At 62.1% G+C, this 17,072-nt stretch carries 18 protein-coding genes; 3 read left to right on the top strand and 15 right to left on the bottom strand.

The window, feature by feature from the left end; translation table 11 throughout:
* Window positions 1-64: 64 nt before the first annotated feature.
* The 4 genes from frr to rpsB all read right to left on the bottom strand — a co-directional run bounded on the left by frr (window position 65) and on the right by rpsB (window position 3,284).
* The gene (frr, locus tag HW090_RS17075) at window positions 65-622 is read right to left on the bottom strand and encodes a ribosome recycling factor (RefSeq protein WP_179114651.1); all 558 of its coding nucleotides are present in this window, start codon (window positions 620-622) and stop codon (window positions 65-67) included.
* Entirely contained in the window at window positions 619-1,362 is a 744-nt protein-coding gene (pyrH, locus tag HW090_RS17070; protein ID WP_179114650.1) for a UMP kinase, read from the bottom strand. The genes frr and pyrH overlap by 4 nt, the downstream gene beginning before the upstream one ends.
* A 202-nt stretch (window positions 1,363-1,564) precedes the next feature.
* Window positions 1,565-2,428: a translation elongation factor Ts gene (tsf, locus tag HW090_RS17065; protein ID WP_179114649.1), complete on the bottom strand. Its 864-nt coding sequence runs from the start codon at window positions 2,426-2,428 to the stop codon at window positions 1,565-1,567.
* 118 nt (window positions 2,429-2,546) lie between these two features.
* Window positions 2,547-3,284, bottom strand: a complete 738-nt coding sequence (gene rpsB / locus HW090_RS17060) for a 30S ribosomal protein S2 (protein WP_179114648.1) — start codon at window positions 3,282-3,284, stop codon at window positions 2,547-2,549.
* A gap of 272 nt (window positions 3,285-3,556) precedes the next feature.
* Here rpsB and map point away from each other — a divergent pair, with 272 nt between their 5' ends.
* Window positions 3,557-4,339, top strand: coding sequence for a type I methionyl aminopeptidase (gene map / locus HW090_RS17055; protein WP_179114647.1), 783 nt, complete (start codon window positions 3,557-3,559; stop codon window positions 4,337-4,339).
* A 17-nt stretch (window positions 4,340-4,356) separates the two neighbouring features.
* Window positions 4,357-7,059, top strand: coding sequence for a [protein-PII] uridylyltransferase (locus HW090_RS17050; protein ID WP_179114646.1), 2,703 nt, complete (start codon window positions 4,357-4,359; stop codon window positions 7,057-7,059).
* 6 nt (window positions 7,060-7,065) lie between these two features.
* Here the strand turns inward: HW090_RS17050 and HW090_RS17045 are convergent, their stop codons facing one another.
* From HW090_RS17045 to HW090_RS17015, 7 genes are all read right to left on the bottom strand, one after another.
* The gene (locus HW090_RS17045) at window positions 7,066-7,395 is read right to left on the bottom strand and encodes a Na+/H+ antiporter subunit G (protein WP_179114645.1); all 330 of its coding nucleotides are present in this window, start codon (window positions 7,393-7,395) and stop codon (window positions 7,066-7,068) included.
* A gap of 11 nt (window positions 7,396-7,406) precedes the next feature.
* Window positions 7,407-7,676: a K+/H+ antiporter subunit F gene (locus HW090_RS17040; RefSeq protein ID WP_179114644.1), complete on the bottom strand. Its 270-nt coding sequence runs from the start codon at window positions 7,674-7,676 to the stop codon at window positions 7,407-7,409.
* Window positions 7,661-8,161, bottom strand: coding sequence for a Na+/H+ antiporter subunit E (locus HW090_RS17035; protein ID WP_179114643.1), 501 nt, complete (start codon window positions 8,159-8,161; stop codon window positions 7,661-7,663). Before HW090_RS17035 ends, HW090_RS17040 begins: the two co-directional genes overlap by 16 nt.
* Window positions 8,158-9,663, bottom strand: coding sequence for a monovalent cation/H+ antiporter subunit D (locus HW090_RS17030; RefSeq protein WP_179114642.1), 1,506 nt, complete (start codon window positions 9,661-9,663; stop codon window positions 8,158-8,160). Before HW090_RS17030 ends, HW090_RS17035 begins: the two co-directional genes overlap by 4 nt.
* A complete protein-coding gene (locus HW090_RS17025; RefSeq protein ID WP_179114641.1) occupies window positions 9,660-9,989 on the bottom strand; it encodes a Na+/H+ antiporter subunit C in 330 nt (109 codons plus the stop codon). The genes HW090_RS17030 and HW090_RS17025 overlap by 4 nt, the downstream gene beginning before the upstream one ends.
* Entirely contained in the window at window positions 9,989-12,781 is a 2,793-nt protein-coding gene (locus HW090_RS17020) for a monovalent cation/H+ antiporter subunit A (protein WP_179114640.1), read from the bottom strand. Before HW090_RS17020 ends, HW090_RS17025 begins: the two co-directional genes overlap by 1 nt.
* Window positions 12,782-13,064: 283 nt before the next feature.
* Complete coding sequence (locus HW090_RS17015) at window positions 13,065-13,526, bottom strand: glycine zipper domain-containing protein (RefSeq protein ID WP_179114639.1); 462 nt, start codon at window positions 13,524-13,526, stop codon at window positions 13,065-13,067.
* A gap of 277 nt (window positions 13,527-13,803) precedes the next feature.
* Here HW090_RS17015 and HW090_RS17010 point away from each other — a divergent pair, with 277 nt between their 5' ends.
* Complete coding sequence (locus tag HW090_RS17010) at window positions 13,804-14,049, top strand: hypothetical protein (protein ID WP_179114638.1); 246 nt, start codon at window positions 13,804-13,806, stop codon at window positions 14,047-14,049.
* A 24-nt stretch (window positions 14,050-14,073) separates the two neighbouring features.
* On the opposite strand, the gene pdxH is transcribed toward HW090_RS17010, so the two are convergent.
* From pdxH to HW090_RS16990, 4 genes are all read right to left on the bottom strand, one after another.
* Window positions 14,074-14,721 (bottom strand): pyridoxamine 5'-phosphate oxidase, encoded by a 648-nt coding sequence (pdxH, locus tag HW090_RS17005; RefSeq protein ID WP_179114637.1) that lies wholly within the window; start codon window positions 14,719-14,721, stop codon window positions 14,074-14,076.
* A gap of 107 nt (window positions 14,722-14,828) precedes the next feature.
* Complete coding sequence (locus HW090_RS17000; RefSeq protein ID WP_179114636.1) at window positions 14,829-15,470, bottom strand: OmpA family protein; 642 nt, start codon at window positions 15,468-15,470, stop codon at window positions 14,829-14,831.
* A 183-nt stretch (window positions 15,471-15,653) separates the two neighbouring features.
* Complete coding sequence (locus HW090_RS16995; protein ID WP_179114635.1) at window positions 15,654-16,802, bottom strand: serine hydrolase domain-containing protein; 1,149 nt, start codon at window positions 16,800-16,802, stop codon at window positions 15,654-15,656.
* Window positions 16,803-16,871: 69 nt separating this feature from the next.
* The gene (locus HW090_RS16990; protein WP_179114634.1) at window positions 16,872-17,072 is read right to left on the bottom strand and encodes a hypothetical protein; all 201 of its coding nucleotides are present in this window, start codon (window positions 17,070-17,072) and stop codon (window positions 16,872-16,874) included.

The raw sequence follows: 17,072 nt of genomic DNA, 5'->3' as shown, positions 1-17,072 counted from the left end.
AAACGACTCACTCGTACGGTACAAAAGAGCGGCTCTGGCGACAGAGCCGCCCAGTTCGAACCTATCAAACGGCCATGAGGTCGGATTCCTTGGTCTCCAGCGCCTTGTCGACCTGTGCGATGAACTTGTCGGTGATCTTCTGCACATCGTCCTGGCCACGACGCTCGTCGTCTTCGCTGATCTCCTTATCCTTGACCAGGTCCTTGAGTTGCGCCAACGCATCGCGGCGGATGTTGCGCACGGCGACACGGGCCTGCTCGGCTTCGGCACGGGCCTGCTTGGTGTAACCTTTGCGTGTTTCCTCGGTCAGGGCAGGCATCGGCACACGGATGGTGGTGCCGGCGGTGGCGGGATTGAGCCCCAGGTCGGAGGTCATGATGGCCTTCTCGACGGCCTGGATCATGCTCTTGTCGAAGACGGTCAGCGCCAGGGTACGGGAATCCTCGGCCACCACGTTGGCCACCTGGCGCAGCGGGGTATCGGCGCCGTAATAGGAGACCACCACACTATCCAGGATGCTGGGGTGCGCCCGGCCAGTACGAATCTTGGCAAAGGCATGGTCCAGGGACTCCAGCGTCTTGCCCATGCGCGCCTGCGCGTCCTGCTTGATCTCGTTGATCATTGGTTGGCTTCCTCGATCAGGGTGCCTTCAGCGCCACCGAGCACGATGTTCAGCAGGGCGCCAGGCTTATTCATATTGAAAACGCGTAGTGGCATGTCATGGTCGCGGCACAGACAGATGGCCGTCAGGTCCATGACGCCGAGCTTACGGTCGAGCACGTCATCATAAGTCAGTTGGTCGAACTTCTCCGCATTCGGGTCCTTGAAAGGATCCGCGGTGTAGACGCCGTCGACCTTGGTCGCCTTGAGCACGACATCGGCGTCGATCTCGATGGCTCGCAGGCAAGCCGCCGAATCGGTGGTGAAGAACGGGTTGCCAGTGCCGGCGGAGAAGATCACCACTTCCCCCGTCTTCAGGTGGCGCATGGCCTTGCGACGGTCGTAATGATCGGTCACACCCACCATGGAAATCGCCGACATGACCAGCGCTGGAATGTTCGAACGCTCAAGCGCGTCACGCATGGCCAGGGCATTCATCACCGTCGCCAGCATACCCATGTGGTCGCCGGTGACGCGGTCCATACCGGCAGCGGACAGCGCCGCGCCACGGAACAGATTACCGCCGCCGATCACCAGTCCGACCTCGACGCCGATTCCGACCAATTGCCCGACTTCCAGGGCCATGCGGTCCAGCACCTTGGGGTCGATACCGAAATCTTCCGCCCCCATCAGCGCTTCACCGCTCAGTTTGAGCAGAATGCGTTTGTAGCGAGGGTTGCGTGCACTCATCTGCTGAGCCATTGGCGGGTATCTCCTGCGGCGTTAGGTGAATTCGGACAGGCTGTGTCTGGTAAAAATATCTGCGCTTGGACAACGAAACCCGTACTTGGTGCCGCACTGCGAACCGAGCAGCGGCAAAAAACGGATTCCAGCCATCCATTTGACAAAGAGGCCGCACGCATCAGCGGGCAGCCTCTTTGAGGAACATCACACGAATCGCGGATTACTGCTTGGCAGCGGCGACCTGTGCAGCCACTTCGGCAGCGAAGTCGGACTCGGCCTTCTCGATGCCCTCGCCCACTTCGAAGCGGGTGAAGGAAACGATTTCAGCACCGGCTTTCTTGGCCAGGGCACCGACCTTGACTTCCGGGTCCATGACGAAGGCTTGCTCGACCAGGCTGGCTTCGGCCAGGAACTTGGCGATACGGCCCTTGATCATGTTCTCGACGATGTTCTCCGGCTTGCCGGCGATCTTGTCGGCATTGAGCTGCAGGAAGATTTCCTTTTCCTTGGCAACCAGATCTTCGGAAACCTGCTCCGGCGAGACCACGGCAGGGTTGGAAGCCGCGACGTGCATGGCGATGTGCTTGGCCAGTTCTTCGTTGCCGCCTTTCAGGACAACCAGAACACCGATGCGATGACCGTGCAGGTAAGAACCGACAACGTCACCCTCGACAGACGCCAGGCGACGGATGTTGACGTTCTCGCCACACTTGGCGACCAGCGCCTCGCGAGCGGACTCACGGGAAGCGATCAGCGGAGCGGCGTCGGTCAGTTTCTGCTCGAAGGCTTCATTCAGGCTGTCCTTGACGAAGCCCTTGAAGTCATCCTGCAGCGCCAGGAAGTCGGTCTGCGAGTTGACTTCGATGATCAGGCCGCGACCACCTTCGACACGCACAGCGATGGCACCTTCGGCAGCGATGTTGCCAGCTTTCTTGGCGGCCTTGATGGCACCGGAGGCACGCATGTCGTCAATGGCTTTCTCGATGTCGCCACCAGCGGCAACCAGCGCCTTCTTGCACTCCATCATGCCTTGGCCGGTACGCTCACGCAGTTCTTTGACCAGGGCTGCTGTAATCTCTGCCATTTTGAAAATTCCTCTCGCTAAGTCTCACCCGCCAGTACGGGCGCTCGATTCTTGAGTGGCAAAAAGGGGGCCTAGCCCCCTTTTCGTTCACCGGGTAACAGCTATGCGGTCAGCCGGATCAGCCTGCAGCAGCCTCAGGGGCCACTTCTTCCACGAAGTCGTTGCCAGCGCCAGCATTCTGACGGCCACGCAGCACGGCGTCAGCAGCGGCACCCAGATACAGCTGAACGGCGCGAATGGCGTCGTCGTTACCCGGGATGACGAAATCGACACCCTCAGGGCTGCTGTTGGTATCGACGATACCGATGACCGGGATACCCAGCTTGTTGGCTTCGGTGATGGCGATGCGCTCATGCTCGACGTCGACCACGAACAGGGCATCCGGCAGGCCGCCCATGTCCTTGATACCACCCAGGCTGCGCTCGAGCTTCTCGAGGTCGCGGCTACGCATCAGGGCTTCTTTCTTGGTCAGTTTGTCGAAGGTACCGTCCTGGGACTGCACTTCCAGATCACGCAGGCGCTTGATCGACGCACGAATGGTCTTGTAGTTGGTCAGCATGCCGCCCAACCAGCGGTGATCGACGAAAGGCGAGCCGCTGCGAGCAGCTTCTTCGCGGACGATCTTGCCAGCGGAACGCTTGGTGCCGACGAACAGAATCTTGTTCTTGCCTGCGGCCAGCTTCTCGATGAAGGTCAGGGCTTCATTGAACAGCGGCAGGGTCTTTTCCAGGTTGATGATGTGGATCTTGTTGCGCGCACCGAAAATGTACTTGCCCATTTTCGGGTTCCAGTAACGGGTCTGGTGGCCGAAGTGCACACCGGCCTTCAGCATATCGCGCATAGTGACTTGGGACATGATAGTTCCTTGATATAAGTCGGGTTAGGCCTCCACGCATCCCGATTTTCAACCTTTGCAGGCACCCAGAAAACCGTGTCGATACGTGTGTGGGTTAGGGCTTCGAGGGGTTACCCCCACAAAGCGGCGCGTTTTATACCATAGAAACACACCACACGCTACAGGCCGTTGACTCATGCAGACGTCGCTACAGAGCGATGCAGCATTTATAGGCCTTGATCATTTCGATGCTGGTAACATGGCGTTTTTCCGTTTTCGCCTGAGAGTTGCAAATGTCCGTCAGTATCAAGACGCCCGAAGATATCGAAAAAATGCGCGTCGCAGGCCGCCTGGCCGCCGATGTGCTGGAGATGATCGAAGAGCATGTCAGACCCGGCGTCACCACCGAAGAGCTGGACCGCCTCTGTCATGACTACATCGTCAACGTGCAGCAGGCCATTCCCGCGCCGCTCAACTACAAGGGCTATCCCAAGTCGATCTGCACCTCCATCAACCACGTGGTGTGCCACGGCATTCCGAACGACAAGCCGCTCAAGGATGGCGATATCCTCAATATCGACATCACTGTGATCAAGGATGGCTACCACGGCGACACCAGCCGCATGTTCCTGGTCGGCAACACCCCGGAATGGGCACAGCGCCTGTGCCAGGTAACCCAGGAATGCCTCTATAAAGGCATCGAGGTCGTCCGTCCCGGCGCGCGCCTGGGCGACATCGGCGAAGTGATCCAGAAGCACGCCGAGAAAAACGGCTTCTCGGTCGTGCGTGACTACTGTGGGCACGGTATCGGCAAGGTCTTCCACGAAGAACCGCAGGTGCTTCACTACGGTCGCGCGGGAACCGGCCTGGAGCTCAAAGAAGGCATGACCTTCACCATCGAGCCGATGCTCAACCAGGGCCGCTACGAGACCCGCACCCTGGGCGACGGCTGGACAGCCATTACCAAGGACCGCAAGCTGTCTGCCCAGTGGGAGCACACGCTGGTAGTCACGGCGGACGGCTACGAAATCTTCACCCTGCGCAAAGATGACACCATCCCGCGCACATCGGCCTGAATGACGGAGACGCGACGATGCCACAGGTAGACCCAGAGCTGTTCGACCCAGGCCAGTTCCAGGCCGACCTGTCGCTCAAGAGCAGTCCGATAAACGCCTTCAAGCGGGTCATCCAGCACGCCCGGGAAACCCTCGACCAGCGCTTTCGCAGCGGCTATGAAATCCGCCGCCTGGTCGAAGACCGCGCCTGGTTCATCGACCAGATCCTGCGCGCCGCCTGGAACCGTTTCGCCTGGCCCCAGGATGCCGAGATCTCCCTGATCGCAGTCGGCGGCTACGGCCGTGGCGAGCTTCACCCCTACTCCGACATCGACCTGCTGGTCCTGCTCGGCAGCGACCAGCACGAGCGCCTGCGCCCCTCGATCGAAGGCTTCCTGACCCTGCTCTGGGACATCGGCCTCGAAGTCGGCCAGAGCGTCCGCTCGGTCGAGGAATGCGCCGAACAGGCGCGGGCCGATCTCACCGTCATCACCAACATGATGGAAAGCCGCACCATCGCGGGCCCCGAGCACCTGCGCCAGCGGATGATCGAAGTCACCGGCAGCGACCGCATGTGGTCCAGCACCGAGTTCTTCCTGGCCAAACGCGATGAACAACGCGCGCGCCATTCGAAGTACAACAACACCGAGTACAACCTGGAGCCCAACGTAAAGGGCTCGCCCGGTGGACTGCGCGACATCCAGACCATCCTCTGGATCGCCCGGCGTGAGTTCGGCACCCTCAACCTGTGGGCAATGGTCGACCAGGGCTTCCTCACGGAAGTGGAGAACTCCCTGCTCACATCCGCCCAGGAATTCCTCTGGAAGGTTCGCTACGGCCTGCACATGCTGGCCGGCCGCGCCGAGGACCGCCTGCTGTTCGATCACCAGCGCAGCCTCGCGGCCCTGCTCGGCTATGAAGACAACGATGCCAAGCTGGCCATCGAGCGCTTCATGCAGAAGTACTACCGCGTGGTGATGAGCGTCGCGGAACTGAACGACCTGGTAGTCCAGCACTTTGCCGAAGTGATCCTGCGCCAGGTGGACGCCGCCCCGGCCACGCCGATCAACAGCCGCTTCCTGTTGCGCGATGGCTATCTGGAAGTGAGCAGCCCGACGGTATTCCAGCGTGCGCCTTTCGCATTGCTGGAAATCTTCGTGCTGCTCGCCCAGCATCCGGAAATCGAAGGCGTTCGCTCAGACACCATCCGCCTGCTGCGCGACAACCGCTACCTGATCGACGATGCCTTCCGCAGAGATATCCGCAACACCAGCCTGTTCATCGAACTGTTCAAGTGCAAGGAAGGCATCCACCGCAACCTGCGCCGCATGAACCGCTACGGCATCCTCGGCCGCTATCTGCCGGAGTTCGGCCATATCGTTGGGCAGATGCAGCACGACCTGTTCCATATCTACACCGTCGACGCCCACACCCTGAATGTCATCAAGTACCTGCGCAAGCTCAGCAAGCCGGGTGTCGCTGAGAAGTACCCCTTGGCCAGCAAGCTGGTCGGACGCCTGCCCAAGCCCGAGCTGATCTACCTCGCCGGGCTGTACCACGACATCGCCAAGGGTCGTGGCGGCGATCACTCGGAGCTGGGCGCGATAGACGCGCAGAACTTCTGCGAGCGCCACAAGTTGCCGGCCTGGGACACCCGGCTGGTGGTCTGGCTGGTAGAGCACCACCTGCACATGTCCACCACCGCGCAGCGCAAGGACCTGTCGGATCCGCAAGTGATCAACGACTTCGCGCAACTGGTCGGCGACGAAACGCGGCTGGACTACCTGTACGTGCTGACCGTGGCCGATATCAACGCGACCAACCCGACCCTGTGGAACTCCTGGCGTGCCAGCCTGCTGCGCCAGCTCTACACGGAGACCAAGCGCGCCCTCAAGCGCGGCCTGGAGAATCCGCTGGAGCGGGAAGAACAGATCCGCCAGACCCAGCGCGCCGCCATCGACGACCTGGTGCGCAACGGCACCGACCCGGACGACGCGGAAGAGCTATGGTCGCACCTGGGCGAGGACTACTTCCTCCGCCACACCGCCACCGACATCGCCTGGCACACCGAAGCGATCATCGAGCACCCAGGCCACGGCGAGCCGCTGGTGCTGATCAAGGAAACCACTCAGCGTGAATTCGAGGGCGGTACGCAGATATTCATCTACGCACCGGACCAGCACGACTTCTTCGCCGTGACCGTGGCCGCCATGGACCAGTTGAACCTGAACATCCATGACGCCCGCATCATCACCTCGGGCAGCCATTTCACCCTGGACACCTATATCGTGCTGGAGGCCGACGGCTCGCCCATCGGCAACAACCCGCAGCGCATCCGGGAAATCCGCCAGGGCCTGATCGACGCGTTGCGCAACCCGGACGAGTACCTGACCATCATCAAGCGCCGGGTACCGCGCCAGCTCAAGCACTTCGCCTTCGCGCCGCTGGTCACCATCCACAACGATGCCCAGCGCTCGCAGACCATCATCGAGATCATCGCCCCGGACCGCCCCGGCCTGCTGGCCCGGATCGGCCAGCTGTTCCTGGATTTCGACCTCAGCGTGCAGAACGCCAAGATCGCCACGCTGGGGGAGCGGGTCGAGGACGTCTTCTTCGTGACCACGGAAGACAACCAGCCGCTGTCCGATCCGCAGCTCTGCACGCGCCTGCAGCATGCGCTGGTCGAGCAACTGACCCAGGAAAATACCCAACAGCCCTCCCCCAGCAGCATCGAAATATAAGCGTGGTCACTCCCAGGGCTTGCCGGTGGTCTTCTCATCCACCGGCAGCTTCTGCTGCATGGCGGCCTTGGCCAGCATGTGGGCACTGACCGGGGCGGTGATGAACAGGAACAGCGTGATCAGCAGCTCATGCAGACTGAGCCCCTCCCCCTGATTACCGAAGAAAACGATAGAAGCCAGGATGATGCTGCCTACGCCGAGGGTGGTGGCCTTGGTCGGCCCGTGCAGGCGCATGTAGAAATCCGGCAGGCGGAACAGGCCAATCGCACCGACCAGCGCGAACAGGCTGCCGAGCAGCAGAAAGGCACATACCAGCAGTTCGATCCAGAAAGGCATAGGTTCGTCTCCTAGTCGATGATTTCGCCATGCAGCAGGTGCTTGCCCACCGCCACGGTACTGACGAAGCCCATCACCGCGATCAGCAGGGCCGCCTCGAAGAACAGGTCGCTGGCCAGCCAGATGCCGAACACGATGATCAGCGCCAGACCGTTGATATACAGGGTGTCCAGCGCCAGCACCCGATCCGGCATGCCCGGCCCGATGATCAGCCGCGCCAGGTTGAGTATCACCGCCAGCGCCAGCAGGCAGAACGACACGGCAATCACGTAGTCGAGCATTCGAATATCTCCAGCAGGGGCGCCTCGTAGCGCTGCTTGACCTCGGCGACCAGAACATCAGCGTCCTTCACGTCCAGGCCGTGCAGCAACAACGTGCGGTGATCGGGACTGAGCCCGGCAGATACGGTGCCTGGTGTCAGTGAAATAATGCTGGCCAGTACCGACAGTAGAAAACCATCCTCCAGCGCCATCGGCACAGCCACGAATGCGGGGTTCAGATTTTTCCTGGGCCCCAGTACCAGACGCGCCATATGCAGGTTCGCCACCACGATGTCGTAGAACACCATCAACACGAACAGGCAGAGCTTGACCGGCTTGCGCACAGGCGGCACATCGAGTAGGAAATTGCGCGTCAACAACGGCACCAGCCAGCCGAGGAGCAGCCCCAGCAGCAGGTCGCCCAGGCCGGGATGGTTGACCAGCAGCAGCCAGACCACGGCCAGCAGTACGGTCAACCAGGGGTGTGGAAGCCATTTGCGCATCATTGGGCACCTCCCATCACCAGCTCGATGTAGCGCACAGGGTCGAGCAACTGCGCCGCAGCCGCCTGCAGGTAGGTAATCAACGGCTGGGCCAATACCAGCAATACTACGCTGCCCAGCAACAAACCCAGGGTCGCCAGCAGGCGCCAGCCATCAGCGGCCTCGGTGGTCGCCAGCGGCTTGCCGAACGAACGCCAGAACACCAGGCTGCCCGCGCGACTCAAGGCGACCAGCATGCCCAGCCCACCGATCAGTACGACAGCCCACAGCATCAGACCGGAAGCACCGGTGCCGGCGGCACGCAACAGCATCACCTTGCCGATGAAGCCGGAAAAAGGAGGCAGGCCAATGACCGAGATCGCCGCGAGAAAGAACAAAGTGCCCAACAACAACGGCTGGCGTACGGCCGCCGAAGGCATCAGTACGCCATGGAAAGCCCCGCGCTGACGTGCGATAAGGTCGATCAGCAGGAACAACGCAGCGGCAATCAAGGTGCTGTGCAGCAGGTAATACAACGACGCCGTCAGCGCCTCCTGGCTGCCCAGGGCGAAGCCCGCCAGCAGCGTGCCGACCGACACCACCACCAGATAGGACGCCATCTGGCCAAGACTGCGCGCCGCCAGTACGCCCGCCACACCAGCCGCCAGCGTCAGCAAGGCGAGCCACCACAGCAAGTCATGGGCAAGATTGGCGACCAACCCGGCCTCCTCGCCAAAGATCAGCGTGTGCACACGCAGAATGGCGTAGAAACCAACCTTGGTCATGATCGCGAACAACGCCGCAACCGGCGCAGTGGCCGCGGCATAGGTCTTCGGCAACCAGAGGTAGAGCGGCATGATCGCCGCCTTCAGGGCGAACACGATCAGCAGCAGGAAGCCGCCCGCCGCCAGCAGCGGCGCCTGGTCGGCACTGGCCTGCCCCACCCGCGCAGCCAGGTCGGCCATGTTCAGGGTGCCCGTCAGGCCGTAGAGCAGGCTGACGCCGATCAGGAAAAAGGACGAACCCAGCAGGTTCAGCACCACATAGTGCAAACCCGCGCGCGTCCTGTCCGGACCCTGCCCGTGCAGCAGCAAGGCATAGGAGGAAATCAGCAGGATCTCGAAGAACACGAACAGGTTGAACAGGTCCCCCGTCAGGAAGGCGCCATTGATACCCACCAGTTGAAACTGCAGCAAGGCATGGAAATTCTGCCCGCGCAGGTCATCGCCCCGGCTGGCGTAGATCACCACGAACAGCGCCAGCACCGCCGTCAGCAACAACAGGATGGCGCTCAGCCGGTCCAGCAGCAGAATGATGCCGAACGGCGCCTGCCAGTTGCCCAGCGCATAGAGGCGCAACTGGTCGTCGCCAGCCAGTTGCACCAGATGGAACGCCACGGGCAACAGGGCCAGGGTGGCCACGATCGACAGCAGGCGTTTGGCCGGCTTGCCCAGGCGGTGGCCGATCAGCAGCAGGCTACCGGCCAGCAAGGGCACCAGGATGGGCAGGATCAACACATGGTTCATTCGTGCTTCTCCTGTCCATCCACATGGTCGGTGCGCAACTCGCTAAGCCCTCGCAGCGACAGCACCGCCACGAAAGCGGTCATGGCGAAACCGATGACGATGGCGGTCAGTACCAGCGCCTGGGGCAGCGGATCGCCATATTCGACACTCTTGCCGATTACCGCGGGTACGCCGGTGCGCAAACGGCCCATGGCGAAGATGAACAGGTTCACCGCATAGGAAATCAGCGTCAGTCCCATGATCACCGGGAAGATGCGTGCCCTCAGCAGCAGGTAGACGCCACAGGTGGTCATCACGCCCAGGGTGATTGCGAACAATGCTTCCATCAGAGGACCTCCCGGCTCGACTCGTCCTGGCTGACGTGTCCGATGTTGGAAAGGATCAGCAGCGTCGCACCGACCACCGCCAGGTAGACGCCAAGGTCGAACAGCATGGCCGTGGCCAGCTCGATCTCGCCGATCCCGGGGATATGGAAGTGATCGAACGCCGATGTCAGGAACGGGAAACCGAACGCCCAGCTGCCCAGCCCGGTCAGGGCGGCGATCAGTACGCCAGCGCCAGCGATGCCGTGGTAACTCCAGGGCTGGCGCGCCTGCGTCCAGCTCACGCCATGGGAGATGTATTGCAGGATCAGCGCCACCGCCGTGATCAGCCCGGCGATAAAACCACCGCCCGGCAGGTTGTGCCCGCGCAGGAAGATGAAGATGGAGATCATCAGCGCCAGCGGCAGCAGCATGCGCGACAGGTTGTCGAGAATCATCGGGTGGTTGTCCGTCGACCACAGCCGCCCGCCCGCATCCCGTGGCGGGAATGGCAGGTGCAGGCCATGCAGCAGGCCGTAGATACCGACCGCTGCGATCGCCAGCACGCTGATCTCGCCCAAAGTATCGAAACCACGGAAGTCGACCAGGATGACGTTGACCACATTGGTCCCGCCGCCCCCGGAAACACTGTTCTCCAGGAAGAACGGCGCAATGCTCTCGTAAGGCCGGGTCAATACCGCATAGACCAGCAGCGCCACCAGGGTACCGACGCCACTCGCCAGCAACAGGTCGCGCGCCGTGCGCAGGCTGCTGGACTCGACCGGTGTGTAATCCGGCATGAAGAACAGCGTCAGGATCAGCAGGATGATGGTGACCACTTCCACCGAGAGCTGGGTCAGGGCCAGGTCCGGCGCGGAGAAACGCGCGAAGGCCAGCGCCACCATGAGGCCGACGCAACTGAGCATCATCAGGGCGACCAGCCGCCGACGATGGAAATACAGGGTGCACAAGGAACTCAGCAGCAGCACGGCCATGCCCAGTGCGGTGATGCCGTCCAGCGGCGTCATCGCCACGCTGCCGGAGAAGGACTGCAACGGGCTCAAGGCATAGATCATCAGTGCCAGCGCACTGAACAGCATCAACATCAGGTAACGCTGCAACGAGCCGTTCTCCAGCGACCGGGTCAGCTTCTCGCTGGCCCCACTCAACGCCCTTACGCAGCGCTCGAAGACGACCAGCGCATCCAGGCTGGGCAGGCCTTCGTACCAGCGATAGAGCACGCGCCGCAGGCTATAGAGCAGGATGCCGCCCGCCAGGGCGATGAAGCTCATCAGCAACGGCAGGTTGAAGCCATGCCAGATCGACAGGCTGTAAGTCGGCACATCGCCATCCAGCGTCGCTCCCACGGCCGAGGCCAACAATGGCGCCACGGTGTAGGCCGGCAGCATCCCCACCAGCAGGCAGAGCAGGACCAGCACCTCGACGGGAATCTTCATGTAGCGCGCCGGCTCATGGGGCGGGTACTTGGGCAAATCCACCGGGTCGCCATTGAAAAAGACGTCGTGAATGAAGCGCAGCGAATAGGCCACCGCGAAGGTGCTGGCCAGTGTCGCCACCACCGGGATGGACCAGTAGAAACTGCCGAGCAGGTGCTGCTCCAGCGTCTCGGCGAAGAACATCTCCTTGCTCAGGAAGCCATTGAGCAGCGGCACCCCGGCCATCGCCGCACAGGCCACCATGGCCAGCACCGCGGTGTGCGGCATGTATTTCCACAGGCCGTTGAGCAGGCGCATGTCGCGGGTGCCGGTCTCGTGGTCGATGATGCCGGCCGCCATGAACAGCGACGCCTTGAAGGTCGCGTGATTGATGATGTGGAAGACCGCCGCGACCGCCGCCAGTGGCGAGTCCAGACCGAGCAACAGTGTGATGAGCCCGAGGTGGCTGATCGTGGAATAGGCCAGCAACCCTTTCAGGTCATGCTGGAACAACGCCATCACCGCGCCGAACAGCAGCGTCGTCAGGCCCGTCAGGCTGACCAGGTAGAACCACAGGTCGGAGTCCGCCAGGGCCGGGTACAGGCGGGCCAGCAGGAACACCCCGGCCTTGACCATGGTGGCCGAATGCAGGAACGCCGACACCGGCGTCGGCGCGGCCATGGCCTGGGGCAGCCAGAAATGGAAGGGAAATTGCGCCGACTTGGTGAACGCACCCAGCAGGACCAGGACCAGAATCACCGGATAGAGCGCATGCGCGCGAATCACATCGCCCGCGGCGATCACCGCGCTCAGCTCGAAACTGCCGACCACATGCCCCAGCAGCAGGATGCCGGCCAGCAGCGCCAGCCCCCCGCCCCCGGTGACTGCCAGCGCCATCCGAGCGCCCTGCCGGGCATCCTGGCGGTGGCTCCAGAAACCGATGAGCAGGAAGGACGAGAGACTGGTCAGCTCCCAGAACATCAGCATCAGCAGCAGGTTTTCCGACAGCACCACGCCCAGCATGGCGCCCATGAACAGCAGGAAGTAGGCGAAGAAGCGCCCCATGGGCTCTGCCTTCGACAGGTAATAGCGCGCATAGAGGATGACCAGCACACCGATACCCAGGATCAGCAGGGCGAACAGAAAGCCCAAGCCATCCAGCCGCAGGCTCAAGTCCAGCCCAAGCTCGCTCAACCAGGGCAAGCGGACCACCTCGACCGTTCCGGCGAAGACGGCTTCCCGTTGCGACAGCAGCAACGCCAGCGCCGCCAGCGGCCCGATGGCGGCGCCCAGCGCACAGGCCGAACGCCCAAGGCGCCCCAGCAGCAGGGCGAGGACGACTCCCAGCATCGGTAAAGCAATGATCAATGCAAGCGCCATCGACACCTCCCTTGTTGAATGGTCGACACAGGCAGGGCCTGCGTCTTACCTATTGATAGAACCTTGCAGAGCCCCGCTCGCTCCTTGCCCAACGGTTTTCATACAGACCTAATAGACTGAAAAAAAAGAAAAAGTCCTGGCGATTATCCACATGAGTAGCGCCATCGTCGCGAAATCATGCATTTTGAAAAACAAAAGGCCCGACCATATGAGTCGGGCCTTTTCAGATAGAACAGGCTGGGCGAAGCGCCGTCAACCTCGCGACACGCTCACGCCAGTGTCCTCAGGGAGAGACGCGGCTGGTGCCTCCCACGCTCATGATGCGCACGCGCTGGCCAACACGGAAGACTTGGTTCGGCTCGACCTCCTGGACATAGGCGCGGGTATTGCCGTCGTCTTCACGTACGGTGATCTCTACACCCTGGGTACGTGTCAGGCCTTCCTCGGCCGCCGAGCCGAGCATGCCACCGGCCAGCGCACCGATGACCGCCGCAACGGCGCTGCCGCGGCCACCACCGACACCACTGCCGGCGATCCCGCCGACCACGGCGCCAGCGCCTGCGCCGATAGGCGTCTTGGTGCCCTCGATCTTGACCGGACGCAGCGAGTCGATGGTGCCGTAGCGCACGGTCTGTACCGAACGCGCCTCATCACGCGAATAGGAGTCCCCGGTCAGATTGGAGGTACAGCCACCCACCAGCAAGGCCAGGGCAGTGAAGGATGCAACGAAAATGGATTTACGCATGTGGGCTCTCCTGATTAAGCACCTACGTCAACACAAGCATAAGACGCCACGAAAGTCTGACAAGTCTCATGGAACACATCTATTCGACAACAAAAATCGGGCATGGCTCGCACGACTGAACGACGGCCCGCCACTCGCAGGAAAGGGGTGACACGATCCGACAACTGGCTCAGCATTCACGCCCGCACCGAATGACCGCATCGGTGAGGTTCTGACAACGAATCGCTGCGGATAATGCACGGGCACTGGTATTTCATCGGCACAACGGAAATATGCAATGGATTATTTCATCATCGTCACGACCACCCTGGCCGGCCTGCTCTTCCATGCCTGGCTGTTCTTCAAGTTCAGGCGCTGGGCAGACCGTGACCTTGCGCTGTCGCTGGCAGGGAGCGACCTACAGAAACGTGCGTGGATACTCGAACGCCTCGAAGAGGCCCGCTCACTCAAGGTAAAACGGGCCCAGCTACAGAGTTGGCTGGAGACACGCGTGCAGGACTACCCTGGCGACGAGCGAACCTGAGCACCTGTCCGCATCCCCGTGACGTTATGGCGCCAGCCGTTGGCGGCGCCAGCCGCCGTCCACAAGACGGTAATCGATGCGGTCGTGCAAACGACTGGCACGCCCTTGCCAGAACTCGATGCGCTCGGGCAGCAACCGATAACCACCCCAGTGCGGCGGGCAATGAGGCGCCTGGTCCTGAAAGCGCTCACCACTCTCGGCCAGCAGACGCTCCAACTCTTCTCGTCCGCTGATCGCCCGGCTCTGGGGCGATGCCCAGGCCCCCAGGCGGCTGCCCAGCGGACGCACCTGGAAATAGGCATCCGACTCTTCGTGCGAGACTTTTTCGACCGAGCCCTCGATGCGCACCTGACGCTCCAGCGACGGCCAGAAGAACGTCATCGCGGCATAGGGCGCGGCCTGCAGCTGCTCGCCCTTGTCGCTTTCGTAATTGCTGAAGAAGGTGAAGCCACGCTCATCCAGCGCCTTGAGCAGCAACACACGGCAATGCGGACGCCCAGCGGCGTCCACGGTGGCCAGTGTCATGGCGTTCGGCTCGACGGGTAGCTGTTCGGTTGCTACAGCGTCATCGAACCAGCGCTGGAAGAGCGAGAGCGGCTCAGCCGGAGCATTCGCTTCGCTGAGCCCGTCGCGGGTGTAGTCGCGGCGCATATCGGCAAGATTTCGTGACATCACAGGGCTCCTTGGATCTGTCGACGAAAGCTTACTCCTTCAGCACCGCGCAAGCTTGACCTGGGGCAGCGCCATATCCGCGCAGTCGCGCTGGCGCCGCCCGGCGATCACTTGGTGCTGGTGGCGGAGGCAACGCGTGTCGGCGCGACCTCAGTAGCGGCAGGCGCGGCGGCGGGCGTGCTGTACTGCGCGACCAGAGCCACGAGCGTTTCCTGTGGTGCCAGGAGCATCTCGACGCGGCGATTCAGTGCGCGCCCTTCCTTGCTGTCGTTGGCCGCACGCGGCATGTCGGAGCCGACACCGCGAATGCGCAGGCGGTCGTGCTTGAAGCCGCTCAGGCGGAAGATCGCCGCAATGGCACCGGCACGCTCACGACTGATGACCTTGTTCTTGTCTTCATTGCCGGAACTGTCGGCATGACCGAGGACGATCACCGCCGTCTTGCTGTCGGACTCCACCATCTTGGCAACCCGGCTGATCGGCCCCAGCATGGCTGGCAGCAGCATCCCTGGGCGGTCTGGGTTGAACGAGCTGTCCACTGGGGCTGTGACGATCAGCACCGCCTCACGCCGCTCGAGTTCGAAGCGGCTGTCCTTGAGCGCCTCGCGCAGGCGCGGCTCGTATGCGTCGAGCCAGGCGTAGTCCGGCTTGGGTTTGACCGCCACAGGTTCAGGGGCTTTTTCGACCTTACTGCTGCAGCCGACCACGGCCATGCAAAGAATCAAGGAAGTAGATTTCAGCCAGTTCATGTGCAGGGCTCCGCAGCCATCGTTCATGGATTACAAAATGATCGGCAGACCAAGGATACGCTCTGCCGGGAGTACCGCCAGGCACAGGGCATGGCGTAAGCGTCAATTGACTCTAAATTGTGAACGCAAGCCATTATTCTGCAAAGAATTACGCTTTGGAACCGACGAGCGGTGATATTTCTTTCAATCCAGGCATTCCCTGACCGTGCGGGCCAGTGCCTGGGCACGCGGATCCATCTGCACATAAGGGCCAAGGCTGTTGGTCACGAAACCGAATGCCAACTCACGCTCGGGGTCGGCGAACCCGAGGCAGCCCCCGGCGCCCGGATGCCCGAACGCCTCCGGCCCCATGCAGAAGCTCGCCCCCACTACCTCTGCCTGCTCGAGCCAGCAACCCAGCCCGAAGCGGGTGGGCGCCAGCAGGGTCAGGTCATCGCCACGGACCTGCTCGCGCAGCATTTCCTGCACCAGCTCATCCGCCAGTAGCGTCCCGTCCAACAGCCCGGCATAGAACCCCGCCAGCGAGCGCGCATTGCCATGGCCATTGGCGGCAGGCTGCACCATGCGTCGCCATTCGGGCCTGTTGCCGCGACTCATGAAGGAAGGAGGATTGTTGAAGGCTCGCGCACTGAGCGATGCCGGATCATCGGACAGCGCTCGCAGCAGGCGCTGCGCGGTCTCATCGAGCGGGATGTTCTTGCCACGGGTCAGGTAGGCGATTCGGGAAAACTCCTGCTCGTCCAGCCCGAGGTGGAAGTCCAGCCCCAACGTACCCGCCGTGCGCGCCACGATGGCCTGCCCCGGGGCGCGACCATCGGCACGTGCGATCAGCTCGCCCAGCAGCCATCCATAGGTGATCGCGGCATAACCATGCTGGGCGCCAGGCGTCCACCAGGGCGCCTGCCCAGCCAGCACCTCGACCATATACCGCCAGTCGTACAAGGCATCCTGTGGCAGGGGCTGGCGGATGGCAGGCAAGCCGGCCGTGTGGCAGAGCAGTTGCCGCAGCGTGATCCGTGCCTTGCCATTGGCGGCGAACTCAGGCCAGACATCCGCCACAGGCCCATCCAGTTGCAAGCGCCCTTCACCCACCAGTTGCAAGGCTGCGACGGCCGTGAACATCTTGGTGCAGGAGAACAGGTTGACCAGTGTGTCGCTCTGCCAGACCTGCTCTTGCGAGCTGTCTGCCATGCCGCCCCAGAGATCGAGTACGGTCTCACCGCCAATCGTCACGCACAGGGCTGCACCGCCCTGCCCATTCGTCTCGCAAATCTGCGCAAACCTGTCCCTGACGGCTTCGAAGCGAAGATCGAAATAACCTTGAGTCTGCACACCTGGCCTCTGCCGATAGCTCCTTGATGGCGGGCATTATCACCCTCGGCCGGCCCAGGCAAAACCACCTCAGCTCATCGGCTGCATGAAATCCCAGTGCTGCCTGTCACGCAGCGCCAGCGTACGGATGTAGCGCGGCTCGCCACTCAACTCCTCCAGCTCGGTCATGCCGGCCAGCTCACCGACGACTCGATAGCGCTTGCCAACCCGCTTGTCCCGCAGGGGATAAAGCTGGGCGATGTGCTGAGCCAGTTCAGTCAGGGTCGTCAT

Source organism: Pseudomonas sp. ABC1 (genome assembly GCF_013395055.1).
Taxonomy (GTDB): domain Bacteria; phylum Pseudomonadota; class Gammaproteobacteria; order Pseudomonadales; family Pseudomonadaceae; genus Stutzerimonas.
The sequence above is the reverse complement of the archived record's forward strand: the minus strand, read 5'-3'. Positions and strand labels throughout refer to the sequence as shown.